Genomic DNA, 13,468 nt, shown 5'->3' on the forward strand with positions numbered 1-13,468 from the left:
CTTTAAGAAGTGGGGGGGGGGGGGGGGGGGGGGCGCGGGGGGGGGGGGGGGGGGGGGGTGGGCACGCGGGCAGGGGGGGGGGGCGGGGGGGGGGAGCGGCGCCGCGCCGGGCCGCGGGGGGGGGGCGGCGCCGCCCCCGGCCCCCCCCCCCCCGACAGATGTTCCGGATGTGTGGACCAACAGCTGACGTGCGGGTTCCGTCCTGAAGACCGGGCGACGCAGGCCGAGGGCCGGCTTGACGGCCCAGCGCAACCACGCGTCAAAAACTTTTTGCCATCAGCGAGCCGCGGAGCTCAGGCACCACGCCGCCGCAATTGGACACTCGAAAACCTTGGACAACCAAGGTGATGCAGACCAGCCACTCGTACCGGCTCAGGCGAACACCGCGCTCATCCCGCAAGACACGAGTCACATGAACGCTCCGGCAATCGCGAGGGAATCTCGCCTCGCTGGTCGCTACCCTTCCAAACATCACGGGTGTCATTCAAACGGACGAGGACAGGCACCTGGTGTCCCCCTAGCGTGCACTCGGGCGGCATGCGCTCAGAGGTGATGAAACCGGGCCATGGCAGCATGAGAGCCAATCGGCCATGTGCGCTTGGGAGAGGCAGATGAACCCGCACCTGGTCTGCGTAGGAGGCGAGGATCACGCCTTGAGAGTTCCCTTCCTCATCGCGCTGCGAGAGAAAGGCTTTCGCGTTACGGCGGTCTCGAGCGGTTCTCCCGTACCGTTTTTACGGCATGACATTTCGCATCACAGGTTCTCCTTCGACCGCTTTGCAAGCGGAGGCGGGGAATGGCGCACCCTCGGAACGATGCGCCGCTTGATGCAGGAGCTTCAGCCTGACATCATCCAGAGCTTCGACACCAAGCCAAATCTGTTAACGCCCCTTTCGGTACGGGGAACTGTTCCGGTCATTCGCACCATCAACGGACTGGGGTGGACGTTCTCATCGCTGGAGCCTCGAGCCCTGGCGTTGCGTCCGGTCTATTGCGCACTACAATGGCTTGCGTCTTCCTGGACGGCTGCGACCGTATTCCAAAATAGCGACGACCAACTGTTCTTCGAGCGCTTTCGGCTGATCGGTCGCGGAAGTTCGCGACTGATACGCAGTTCCGGAATCGATGTCGACGCGTTCGCAACGGTGCGCCATCTCGGGTCCTCAGCAACGAAGATGCGAAAGGACCTCGGCCTTCAGTCCGCCGAAGTGGTGATCTTCGTCGGCCGTTTGACGCGCCAGAAAGGCGTGGCGACCCTTCTCAATGCGATCCCTCGCATCCTGTCCGCAAGGCCCGCGGCACGGTTTGTGCTCGTCGGCCCACGAGAATCCGAAGGCTCATTCGCAATCGACAAGTCGGAGCTTGATCGGCATGCACCTCATGTGCTGGCCTTGGGTCCACGACGCGATGTCGCCGATCTCCTTGGCATGGCCGATGTATTCGCCTTTCCCACTCAGTATCGCGAGGGGGTTCCGCGTGTATTGCTCGAGGCGGGGCTGGCGGGACTGCCCATCGTGGCCTCAAGGATGCCAGGCTGCAGCGACGTCGTCGAAGACGGATGGAACGGCTACCTGGTTGCGCCGCATGATGCCGAAGCCCTCGCCTCGCGAACAATAGACTTGCTGTCCGACCGCGCGGCGGCCAAGGCGATGGGCGCCCGTTCTGTTGAACTTGTCCGGAGGCGATTTGCCCTGCCGCTGGTGGTCGACCAGTACTGCGACCTTTACGACAACACACTCCGCGCGGGGCACATGCGACCGCTCCCTGCCGTTGGGCTTGGAGGCGGCCTCGCAAATCACCGAGGCGGGGCACATCAATGATCCGGGACGCCTTGCTCGCCCTGGGGGTTGCTATGTCCTATGCGACGCAACTAGGCGTTCCGGGACTGCCGCTCGGCTATGGCGAATTGTTCATCGCGATCTGGATCGTGCTGGCGATTGGACGAATACTCGCTGGCGGTCGTCTCCAGCTCACACCCGCTTTTGTCCAACTGGCGAGCTTCTGGCTGCTCCTGTCGCTCGCTTTGGGGATCGGCACGATCGTCGGTTACCTGACCACCGTTCTTTATCTGACCGGGTTTGTACATGACGTTATGGCATATATGTTGCTGGCAAGCTTTACGTGCCTGGCCGCGGCGGAGCCGGACGCCGATCGGCATCTGCGCCGCAGCGCATGGTGCGTGGTCGCGTTTGCCAATGGGGCCTTTGTGATACAGCTTGGCTTGGCTTATGGTGCGATCCACCAATCCGGCGTCGATCCCTGGTATTGGGACCGGTTCCGTGGCTGGTCAGAGAACCCGAACCAACTTGCGCTCTATTGCGCGCTCTTTGGCCCGCTGGCTTTGCATCTTGCCACGACCACGCGCAACCCATGGGCTCGTTTGCTAGCATTCTCATGCCTGCTCCTGACGTTCTATGTCGGCCGACTGACGAAGAGCGACACCTATCTCTATACCAGCATCCTGAGCTGCCTCATCTTCATCGGGTTGCGGCTTCGTGCATGGATAGCAACGAGCGGCCGCGCCAGCATGCCCCGCCTGGCGGCAATTATGCTGTTGGCAGGCTCCTTCCCTCTAGCGCTTGCAATGACGCCGTACGCGCTCACCGAAGAGACCAGCGTCGCCAATTTTGCGAAGAGCCTTACCAAAGACGAAGGCGGGGAAGCGACCGTCGAAACGTTCGAACTCCGGCTTTATCTGTGGCAGGAGGCTGTGGAAAAAGGATTGAAATCCGGGTCCCTGGGACTGGGCCCTGGCCCCCACCTCGAGCGGCCTCCCGTGGCCGACCGTCAATTTTTACAGCGACCTTTCGAGGCGCATAACACCGTTCTCGACCTTTACCTGCAGGGCGGATTGCTTGCCGTGATGGCGTTGGTCTGGATCGTGGGCGCCGCCATGTCCTCCGCCTGGCGAGCGGGATTCGACGCCCTGCTGGTGCTCGGGGGATCGACGATAATCTTCAGCATGCCTCACCTGATCATCCGCCACCCGATCGTGTGGTTTTCGCTGGCTTTCTGCCTCGTTGCCGGAAATCCGACCGCACTTCGGCGACAGCTTGCTGAACCGAGGGTGGCCTAATGTGTGGGATCGCGGGAATTCTATTGGCTTCGGACGCTCTGGACATAAAGCCGCTTGGAGCGATCGGGCGGATGACTGCATCGCTGCGTCACCGGGGGCCGGATGGCGAGGGGCTCTGGATCGACCGCGAAGCTGGAATCGCACTGGGCCACAGGCGGTTGGCAATTGTCGACCTGTCAGCCGCCGGGCACCAGCCGATGCATTCCGCCAGCGGTCGGTACGTGATCACCTTCAACGGTGAGATATACAATTTTCGCGATTTGCGTAGCGAACTCGAGTGTGCGGGCCAAACCTTTCAAGGTGCTAGCGACACCGAAGTGATGCTCTGCGCAATCGAGCATTGGGGGCTTGAGGCCGCCCTCAATCGCTTTGCCGGTATGTTCGTCTTCGCATTGTGGGATCTCAAGACAAGAACCCTGCATCTGGCCCGCGACAGAATGGGCAAAAAGCCCCTCTATGTCGCATCGACCCGAGATGCGCTGGTTTTCGCCTCTGAGCTGAAGGCGATCAATTGCTTTCCGGGCTTTTCTCCCGACCTTGATCTTGATGCCGCCGCGGCAATGCTTTCGACGGGATGGGTGCCGGACCATCGCTGCATCTGGCGAAGCGTGTTCAAACTGCCGCCTGGTTCTGTCCTTTCCGTCACGGCGGCGAATTTTGCCGAAGACCGCAGCGCGGACCGTCTTTCCCGATGCGTTCACCGCTGGTGGTCGCTGGCTACCGTCGCTGCCGATGGGCGACGGAATCCCGCCATCGGCACCGACGAAGACCTCATTGACGAACTGGACAACCGGCTTCGGCTGGCTGTGCGGGAACGCATGATCGCCGACGTCCCTTTGGGCGGCTTCCTGTCGGGGGGCATCGACAGCTCAGCCGTGATCGCCTTGATGCAGGCCCAATCCTGCAAGCCGGTTCGCAGCTTCACGATCTCGTTCGCAGAGGGCGGCTTTGATGAAGCTCCATACGCAGCGGCCGTTGCCCGTCATCTGGGTACCGACCACTCCGAACTTCACCTCTCGCCAAGCGCCGCACGTGACGTCATTCCCGAGTTGCCCCAAGCCTGGGATGAACCCTTCGCCGATGAATCGCAAATACCGACCTTGCTTGTTGCCAGGCTCGCTCGTCAGCACGTCACCGTAGCGCTGTCGGGCGACGGCGGTGACGAATGCTTCGCAGGATACGGGCGCCACTTTATGGCGGAGCGGCTGAAACGGCACCTACGCCTGCCCCGACAACTGCGCCGAACCTTGGCGGCAGGAGCAGGTTTTTTCGCACGCGCCGGACGTGACGATGTCGTTGGCAAACTGCCGCTCTCTGCGAGCGCGAGGCATTTTATCCGGAGCGACCGAATGGAACGCCTCGCCCGGCTGCTCACGGCGTCGAATGAAGACGAATTGTTTCAGCGGCTGGCGCGGCCACAGGCTGAAAACCTGGGATATCAGCGGCCGACCGAACCAGCCTACGGCTACGGCGATCCGCCGCTTGACGATCTGCTCTCCCGTCTTCTCTACGATGACATGGCGGGCTACTTGCCTGGCGACATCTTGGTGAAGCTGGACCGTGCCACCATGGCCAACAGCCTTGAGGGTCGGTGTCCTCTCCTTGACCACCGCGTTGTCGAATTCTCCTGGCGGCTGCCATCCAACATGAAAGTTCGTGATGGCGCCGGCAAATGGATCCTTCGCCAATTGCTACGCCGCTATCTCCCGCAGCACCTGATCGAGCGTCCGAAACAAGGCTTCGATGTCCCTATTGCTGCATGGCTGCGGGGTCCGCTGCGCAACTGGGCCACCGATCTTCTCGCCGACATGCGAACCGAAAGCAGTGACGTATTGGACACCGCGAAGATCGACGCCTGCTGGCGCGATCACATTGATGGCCAGAACCGCTCCCGCGAATTGTGGTCCGCGTTGATGTTCCAGGCCTGGCGGAGCAAGGCCAATCGGCAAGCACAGCAAACCGGCCCAACTCATGAACTCGACCTGGCAGGAGTGTAAGATGGTAGGTTCCGCAATCAGCCCGATCCAGCTGCCACGGGTCAATCAACTGCCAGCACCGGTTCTCGAAGGCAGAGTGCACGTGCGGTCATTGCGTGAATATGTCGAGCCGCCCACCGCGTCGCGCCAACTCTTCGTGATTTTGGCAAGGAGAAAATGGTCTATTATTGCTTTCGCTGTGTTGGGCGGCTTGTTGGCGGGGTTGCTGGGAAGCCTTCGACCAGTTCTCTACGAGTCAACAACCCAGCTTATCGTCGACGCCCCCTCGCGCGGTTCACTGCCCGTCGGCGCCCCGTCTTCGCAGGACCTCGTTGATTCAAGCATAGATGACCACATCACGATGCTATCGTCGCAAGATCACCTGCGCCGCGTCATGGCGGCACTACGCAAGACAGGTGCGGCGGAAACCGGACAGGACAATTCCGCTAGCAGGAATTCCCGGCTTGAACCGTCTGCCACCCCTCCCCCAAGGACACGCTCACTTGCCGGCGGTCTACTGGACCGGCTGTGGCCAGGGGCGGACCAGGCAGCCAACGGTCCACAAGCCGAGGATGCCTCCGAGTTGAGAGCTTTGCGGCGAGGCATGCGGGTCGGGCAGGAGCTGCGATCGAGAGTGATCTCCGTCGCTTTCGCCGATGACAGCCCCGCCCGGGCGGCGCTCGTGGCCAACACATTCGCTCAAGTTTATGTCGACACCCTAACGAAGAAAAGGCAGGCATCCGACCAGCAAGAGCTCGATGCAATCACCGCCAGTCTGCCCGGGCTGCAAAATGATCTGCAGGCAGCGGCTGACCGCCTTGAGAAATATCGGCTGAGCCACGGAGCCATCGACCAAGGCTCGGCGGACAATGCAGCCAGGGAACGGGCCGACCTCAGCCAGCAATTGTCGATGTCAAAGGCGGATCTCGCCGCCGTGGAATCTCGGCTACGGTACGTCCAGCAGCTTCGAGAGCAAGGGGCCACTCTCATCACCCTGGCCGAAGCTATTGGCGCGCCTGAACTTGCCGACCTTGCGGCTCGACAGGCTCTCGCGCCGGCAGACCAGGAACTCAGAGCCACGACGCAAAGCAAGATCGAACAAGGCGTCGACAAGATTGCTGCCGATGCAAACATTTTCCGTGCACAGATCGCCGCTCTCGAAAGCCGAAAGAACATCCTGGATGCGGTCATGGCCGACACCGCCAGCCGGCTTTCCGGCTTGCGGGCTCTCGAGCCGCAGGTCAGCCTGCTGACCCAGCGATATAACGAACTCCTTGGTCGACAACAGGATTTGACGCGGCGTATCGGAGTTCCCTCGGCTGGAATTTCGATCCTGTCCGCGGCTTGGCCGCCGACTATCCCGCAGACATTGCCAGCCATCTTCCTTGTTCCCCCCGGGATGATCCTATTCGCTATCCTTGGGGCGATGTACGTCACGATGCGCAATCATTTTGACCGGACTTTCCGTGGCGAGGCCGAGGCGGAAGCGGTGCTCAAGGTTCCATGTATGGGGCAGATCCCCGAAGCATGCGGAATGCATGCCAAACAACTGCGAAACCTCGTGCTGGGGGAGCGCAGGTCCGCATATAGCCGCGCCGTGACGTCGTTGCTGATCGCGGCGGCACCAAATGCGCTAAGGGCTCGTTCGTCGTACACGGCGCTTGTCACCTCCAGCGTGCCGCAGGATGGCGGGACCGAGCTCGCGTGGAGCCTGGCGCTCGCCGGCACGCGACTGGGCGGTCGAGTCCTGTTGGTCGATCTTGAACGCAAGGGCGTTCAGCTCACGCTCGAGTTCCTGCACCAGTTCAGCGAGCGCAAGAACCGCCATTCCTTCGCTGACTATGTTTGCAATCGCTGCGACCTGGAAGGTGCCGTTGCCAGGCTGCATGAAATCGGGATCGACGTGATGACCGCCGCTCCGTCGGACGACCTGCTGGCGCTGCTATCATGCGAGGACGGAGGCAAAGTGATGGCGGATCTGCACGCGACCTATCGCATCGTGATCATAAACCTGCCGTCGGCGCTGGGGCGGCCGGAAGCCAAATTTCTGCCAGGATGGGCGGACGTGGTTCTTTTCGCCATCCGATGGAGGAAAACGCCACGCACCCTCGCTCGCGGGGTGCTGGAACTCCTTCAGGGCAACGGTTCTCTTGCGATACCTGTCGGCAGTGTCCTCACGCGCGTGAATCTGAAGAAACATGCCGGATATCGGCTCGAGGACAGCGCTGACCTCTTGCGCGAGCAAATAGCATGACGGCCACAGGCTCGTCCTTGGGCTACGAACGATCCGGGGGCGGTTCATCCAGGGAGCGGCCAGGACGATTCACGGTGCAGCCTGTCAGCAGAGCGCGTCATTCAGGTGAATGATGGCAAGGTCCGGTGTGCATCGTAGGCTCCGGCAATCCCCGATATTTGCCTCCCTCGGAAGCGCGAACCGATGGCACCAAGCGACCTTCTGAGACCCAAGACGGTTCCTGCGGCCGGCACAGCCATCATCGTTGTTCGGCCGAGCCCGATCGGCTCGATCATTCGTGCGGCAAGCGGAGTGTCGGCAATGGCGATTGTCGGCCAGCTCACCCTTCTTGCTGCAATCCCGGTTTTGGCGCGGCTCTATTCGCCGGCCGATTTCGGCGTCTTTACGATTTACCTGTCGATCGTGAATATACTCGCCGGGGTCGCGGCATTGCGCTTCGAGGCTTCGCTCTATGGGGTCAAGGGGAGCGCGCAGGCCTATGTGACGGTCAAGCTTATTCTCTTGGCTGTGTTCGTGACGACCGTCCTGGCCTTTTCGGCCGGACAGATGCTGTCGAACCTTGCTCCCGATCGCCTCGGCTCGCTCGCCTGGCTCATTCCGATTGGAATGGGAGGCGCAGGTCTGGTCGAAGCCATGAACTGCTGGAGTCTGCGTGCCGGGCTTTTGCGCGATTTTGCTCTCGGGCGCCTGATCCTGCCGGCGAGCATGGCTGCACTGCAATTGGCTTTCGGCATCGCCAACCTCGGCGGCGAAGCCATGATCCATGCGCATATTCTGAGCCAGTTCGTCTTCATCGGGCTGATCGGCTGTCGGGTGATGAGTTGGGAGGATTTGCGTGGCATCGCCTGGGCACCTTGGCGTGCGGTGCTGGAAAAGGCTCGGCGGGAATACAAATTTCCTCTGTTCGATATTCCCGCAACGCTCGCGAGCATAGCAATCAACAATCTTCCAGCAGTCCTTGTCGGCGGGCTGTTCGGCACCGCATTTGCCGGATATTTGGGCGTGGCCGCGCGGCTGGTCACCGGTCCGGTGACGCTGATCGCCACACCGCTCAGCAATGTTTTTGTCGCCGAAGCAAACCGGAACAGCAATCGTGGACACCTGCTTGGTGTGGCGCGCGGGCTTCTCCTGCTGGCCGCCGCCTTTACCGCGGTGCCGATCTTGCTGCTCGGCCTCGCCGCGCCTTATGTGGTCGTTCCGCTTCTGGGCGAGCCTTGGATGCCCACTGCGGAAATCATGACCGCACTGGCGCTGATGGGCGCGGCACAGGCGTTGTCGACTCCGCTCAGCGACGTTCCCGCTCTGTTACGGCGGCAAGGAACAAGACTGGTCATCGACCTCGCACGGGCGGTTCTCGTGTTTGGCCCGCTGCTCGCCGGCGCCCAGGCGGGCTGGCAGCCAGTCACCGTCATCTATTTCATGGCCGCCGGCGGCGCGTCGGGTTTCGCTCTGAAAATGGCAGCATCACTGTACCTGTTGACCCACGACCCTCAACCAGCAGGCGCTGCAACGTGCGTCCAACATGAATGTCTCGAGGAAAAAACACCATGAATTCGTCGTCGATTGACAACCTTCAAGCGGCAGTTGCGGTCACCCAGCATGACCGGGCCGATGTCTCATGGTCACGCCCTTTTATCTCGGTCGGGATACCAACCTTTCGTCGACCGGATACGATCCGCAGGGCGATCGACAGCGTCTTGGGCCAGGATTACTCCGATTGGGAGTTGGTCGTGAGCGACGACGAGGGACCGGAGGGCGAGACCTGGGCTATCGTGACCGACTACGCACGGAGCGAACCTCGCATCCGCATTATCGAAAACAGTCGAGGTCGCGGTCAGGTGGAGAACACCAACAACGCTATGCTGGCTTGCTCCGGACGATGGATCAAGTTGCTGCATGACGATGACTGGCTTGCGCCAGGTGCACTCAGGACATTCGCCGAAGTTGCCAAACAGTACCCCTCAGTCGCCTTCATGACGTCAGCGGCAAACATAATCGAGGACAAGCGAGTGCGATTTCGCCAAGTCCCCAAGGAGCAGGAACCGATCTCGCTTTATTCCAGCCAGCAGTGCCTGATGGACCTCTATCTGGTGCGTGCGACACGCTGCCTGGGGATTATTCCATCCACATTGTTGATCAACAGCGACGTCATTCGTGCCGGCTGCTTGATGCGCACGCACAAAGAGATTCCGGCCGGAGTGGATCAACTGTTCTTCGTCGATCTAGCCAGCCATGGGGACATGGTGGCGATAAGCGATCCGCTTACCTTTTACGATGCAACGAACCATCCAAGCATTACAACGTCAAAGAGTTTCCGCGAGGTCGACGAAGTGACCCTCGCCGTCAAACAGCTTAACTGGAATCTCATCAAGGACCGTAACCATCTCCCGCCTCCCGAGACATTGCTGCGGGCATTGCGGGTTGCTCGTATTCCCATGAGGTTCCACCAGCAGTCCTGGTTGACCACGTTCCTGGACGGGATTCAGATCTTCCGGCCTTCCGTCATGAAGGTGGCGGGCTGGCACGTGCTTAACCACGTGTTTGCAATCCGCCCAAGATTGGGCCGGGTGCGCACACGACGGCGGTAGGGTGAGTCTGGCGGACAAGCACGCCGGCAACAGATTGCGCGCGCACAAGCCTGTTGCGCGCGCGCATGGTACGGCCGTTACCTCACGGCAGGACGCATATGCGCCCAAGAAGAGCTACCAGTTCCGCCTGGCGCCGAGTTTCGGTCTTGGCGAACAGCGACGCCAGTTGTGACCTTATCGTGGTCCGGCTCAAGCGCCGCTTGCGGGCTATCTCCAAAGGGGCATCGCCCTGCGCCAAGCGCAGCGCGAGTTGCGTTTCGGCACTCGTCAGACCAAACATTCTTTGCAGCGTCTGGGGATTTGGCCCGGACCTGTTTTCACGATCCAGCAGCGCCACGATACTCGTCGCGTCAGGCGTTGCTATGCCCTTCTCGTTCAAAACCAAGGGCCTGTCGCCCATGCCGCGGATCACCACCCATGAAAGCGTGCCGGGAAGAAAATTCCCCGGCACGTTTGCGATCAGCCGCCTCAGAGCAACCGACACCTTGCCGGCCGTATCAGCTGCCTCGCCCTCGCGCTCCAAGGTGTTTTGAGCGGCTGAATTCCACTCCATGACCTTCCTGTCGCTGTTCAGGATCAGATAGCCACACCCGATGCGATCAAGCATTCCCACAACAGATGCAAGGCTGCTCTGCTTTGGCTCGACGGCCACGCCGTCGAACCTTTGTGGTGCTTGGTGCCAGGCGGAACCATGGCCACCCTGCGTTCTCAAGGCCGAGACGGGCTTTCCCCCGAAACCTCCATATTGGCGACCAAGAACTCCATCATCTTGCCTACCAACCAGTGCCATTTTCTTACCTCCCGCAAAACGGCAACGCCTCCCTGTCAAAAGGAGGTGCCTTCAACATGTCAGTCAGGTCGCTTGGAGAATTGCGGTCCGATCCGCCCCCGACATCGGACAAAATGCGCGCTACAATCCCAGGGAACAATCCTGCGGTCGGACTAGTCTGTACGCTTTTCGGTCTAATCTCGACGGACTAGTCAGAAGGTTATAGTTTGGCACATGCGTTTGCTTTCGCTCAATTTGCATCCGAACAGCTCAAGCAAGTTGCTGACCCACCTTGCCTCGATGTCGCTCCTGATCGCGACACTTGCGGTCGAGACGGCGCTGCCCGCCTCCATGGCATACGACATCGGCTTTTTTGAATTTGTTCCCACCATTATTGCCATCTCATATCTCGAAGATCGCCTGATTGCCCTTGCGGCAACGTTTGTGATGGTGGCCGTCGGCTTGTTGGCGCGGGATATCCTGAGCAACCCAATTAACGTCGAGGTTTGGATTAGGGCCATTCTGCTGCTGGTTGCAGGGGCGATGATCGCCCTGACTTTCCACCGGCAGAGGCAGGACTACCGCACCCTTTTGCAGGTTGCAGAGGCTAGACTCGTGGCCTTGGAGGCAACCGAAAACAGTTATCGCTGGGCATTCGAACGTGCCGCTATCGGCTTTGCCAACATGAGCGAGAACGGAGAGTTGCAACGGTCCAACAAACGTCTCTGTGAGATGACAGGGTATGTCGAGGAAGAGCTTTCGAGTCTACCGCTCAGGGCACTCGTCCACCCTGACGACAACCACACTTTGGCGGAAGCGTTGACTCGCCTCAAGGACACGACTTCTTTCGGCTCGGAGATCCGTCTCCTGAAAAAGGACGGCACGGTTTTGTGGACAAGATTGGCGCTGTCTTTGGCCGTGCCAGCCGATGCTCTCCCTCAAAGCATCTTTGTAATGGTGGACGATATATCTGGAGAGCGAACCGCCCGCGAGGCACTCCGGGCTCAGAAGGAATGGTTGGACCTGGCGCTGTCGTCCAGCCGGTTGGGAACGTGGCGTATAGATTTCGAGAGCGGATCCGTGAATGGCTCAGCCGCGTTCTGGGAAATGATGGGACTGGCACCCGCGCCGAGCCGTCCATTGCAGGAATTGGCCGCTGTCGTTCACCCGGCCGACTTGCCTAATCTGACGGCCCCGGGAGAGCTTGCATCAGGCGCCGACTATGATGCGGAGATCCGCATCAGGCGAGCTGGCGGGCATATCCGCTGGATCGCTCTTCGGGGCCGGGACGAATTGCGCGACGGTCGTGCACAGCGAATAGGAGTCGCCGCGGATCTCACCGATCGACGCATAACCATTCTGCTGCGGGCTGCGGCGAAGAAGCGAGAGCGGGCCATGCTTGAACAGCGCCATAGGCTCAACAATCTGTTTCCGGTGATCACGGCGCTTGTGAATATGGTCGGTGCCCCCGACAACGATATCGCCCGTTACAAGCAGACACTGATCGAAAAAATCGGCGCACTCCAGGCGACGCATCTGCTTCTTTCACGCGATGGCAGCCTGTCGGCTTCCCTCCGTGACCTCATTGCTCAGGAATTGCAGCCCTATATGGGGACGCACAACATTTCGATCAGTGGACCCGAAGTAAAAATGGCAGAGGGTTCGGCTGAGAGCTTCGCAATGATCGTTCACGAACTTACGACCAATTCCGTGAAGCATGGGGCTCTCGGCACTCCGGCAGGCCGGATCGAGGTCGTGTGGCAATTCGCAGCCCAAGAGCCCGGCGCCGACATAGTGTTTGAATGGTCGGAATCGGGAGAGCGCCGGGTCTCCACCTCGGCTCGGCGTGGCTTTGGGTCGTTGATTATTGGAGCTGACGGTGAACCTATCGTGGGCCACTCTTCCAAGCTTGAGATGCTGGATCACGGACTGAAATATTCGGTCCGGCTGCCGCCAAAAGCAATCGGCGCTAGTTGACGTCTCTGGCGGCCCATGTCTTCAGCAGAACCGCGGCCTCTGTCCGATTTCGTGCCCCAAGTTCGCGCAGGACGGCGGCGGCATGAATCTTCGTCGTCGCTTCTGCAATTTCAAGAGAGCGGGCAATCTCTTTGTTCGAGTAACCTTCGGCCATCAACCTGAGGACTTCCTTCTGTCTGGACGTAAGCCTGCCCAGATTGTTGACGCTGGTGGTCCTGTGGGGCATTTGCGTGGGAGCCACGGATGGAAGGCGTACCGACTCCTTGGGCCTTTGTGAAAGAAGTGCCGGAACGTAAATACGGCCGGCCAGGATTTCGTTCACCGCCAGGACCACCTCCTCGTCCGTTTGGGACTTTACGATATAGCCATGAAGCCCAATCGAAAGGGCAGTCAGAATCTCGGCGCGTGAATCGGTCCCCGAAACAATTGCAAACCGTGTGTCGGGATGAGCCGGTAAGACGTCGCGAAGATCATCCTGACCCGACAGTCCCGGCATGTTCAGGTCGAGGATGGCGAGATCGACGGGCGCCCGATCTTCAAGCAGGCTTATGACGGTCTCAAAACACGCCGCTTCGAATATTTCCAAGTCTGGCATGCCGGCCATCAATGCCAGTCGCAGCCCACGACGATACAAGCCGTGATCGTCGGCGATGATAATACGATACATGAACCACCCACTTTTTGGCAGCCCCGCATGTGTCCCTAGCTGCCGAAACCTCCGTCTGGATGGACCGTACGGTGACCCAACACAGATCAGCCGCCCGCTGATCCCCCGTATGTCGACGCTCGCCGCCGCCCATCCGCATATTTCAACTTTCTAATATAGCT

Annotated in this window: 9 protein-coding genes; 7 read left to right on the forward strand and 2 right to left on the reverse strand. The window is 60.3% G+C overall.

Annotated elements, in window-relative coordinates; all coding sequences use genetic code 11:
• Window positions 1-611: 611 nt before the first annotated feature.
• From NKJ67_RS11295 to NKJ67_RS11320, 6 genes are all read left to right on the forward strand, one after another.
• Window positions 612-1,820: a glycosyltransferase family 4 protein gene (locus NKJ67_RS11295; protein ID WP_023808941.1), complete on the forward strand. Its 1,209-nt coding sequence runs from the start codon at window positions 612-614 to the stop codon at window positions 1,818-1,820.
• The gene (locus NKJ67_RS11300) at window positions 1,817-3,076 is read left to right on the forward strand and encodes an O-antigen ligase family protein (protein WP_352581367.1); all 1,260 of its coding nucleotides are present in this window, start codon (window positions 1,817-1,819) and stop codon (window positions 3,074-3,076) included. The genes NKJ67_RS11295 and NKJ67_RS11300 overlap by 4 nt, the downstream gene beginning before the upstream one ends.
• A complete protein-coding gene (gene asnB / locus NKJ67_RS11305) occupies window positions 3,076-5,073 on the forward strand; it encodes an asparagine synthase (glutamine-hydrolyzing) (protein ID WP_352581368.1) in 1,998 nt (665 codons plus the stop codon). Before NKJ67_RS11300 ends, asnB begins: the two co-directional genes overlap by 1 nt.
• A 1-nt stretch (window position 5,074) precedes the next feature.
• Window positions 5,075-7,306: a GumC family protein gene (locus NKJ67_RS11310; RefSeq protein WP_352581369.1), complete on the forward strand. Its 2,232-nt coding sequence runs from the start codon at window positions 5,075-5,077 to the stop codon at window positions 7,304-7,306.
• Between the two features lie 183 nt (window positions 7,307-7,489).
• Complete coding sequence (locus NKJ67_RS11315; protein ID WP_127267493.1) at window positions 7,490-8,857, forward strand: lipopolysaccharide biosynthesis protein; 1,368 nt, start codon at window positions 7,490-7,492, stop codon at window positions 8,855-8,857.
• Window positions 8,854-9,894 (forward strand): glycosyltransferase family 2 protein, encoded by a 1,041-nt coding sequence (locus NKJ67_RS11320; protein WP_127267494.1) that lies wholly within the window; start codon window positions 8,854-8,856, stop codon window positions 9,892-9,894. Before NKJ67_RS11315 ends, NKJ67_RS11320 begins: the two co-directional genes overlap by 4 nt.
• Before the next feature lie 82 nt (window positions 9,895-9,976).
• On the opposite strand, the gene NKJ67_RS11325 is transcribed toward NKJ67_RS11320, so the two are convergent.
• Window positions 9,977-10,684: a helix-turn-helix transcriptional regulator gene (locus NKJ67_RS11325; RefSeq protein WP_127267495.1), complete on the reverse strand. Its 708-nt coding sequence runs from the start codon at window positions 10,682-10,684 to the stop codon at window positions 9,977-9,979.
• 213 nt (window positions 10,685-10,897) lie between these two features.
• Between NKJ67_RS11325 and NKJ67_RS11330 the strand changes: the two genes are divergently transcribed.
• Window positions 10,898-12,640, forward strand: coding sequence for a PAS domain-containing protein (locus tag NKJ67_RS11330; RefSeq protein WP_352581370.1), 1,743 nt, complete (start codon window positions 10,898-10,900; stop codon window positions 12,638-12,640).
• Here NKJ67_RS11330 and NKJ67_RS11335 read toward each other — a convergent pair.
• Complete coding sequence (locus NKJ67_RS11335; RefSeq protein WP_127326937.1) at window positions 12,633-13,307, reverse strand: LuxR C-terminal-related transcriptional regulator; 675 nt, start codon at window positions 13,305-13,307, stop codon at window positions 12,633-12,635. The two genes, NKJ67_RS11330 and NKJ67_RS11335, sit on opposite strands and share 8 nt — an antisense overlap.
• Between the last annotated feature and the right edge of the window lie 161 nt (window positions 13,308-13,468).

This window comes from Mesorhizobium sp. M0088 (genome assembly GCF_040322895.1).
GTDB lineage: Bacteria > Pseudomonadota > Alphaproteobacteria > Rhizobiales > Rhizobiaceae > Mesorhizobium.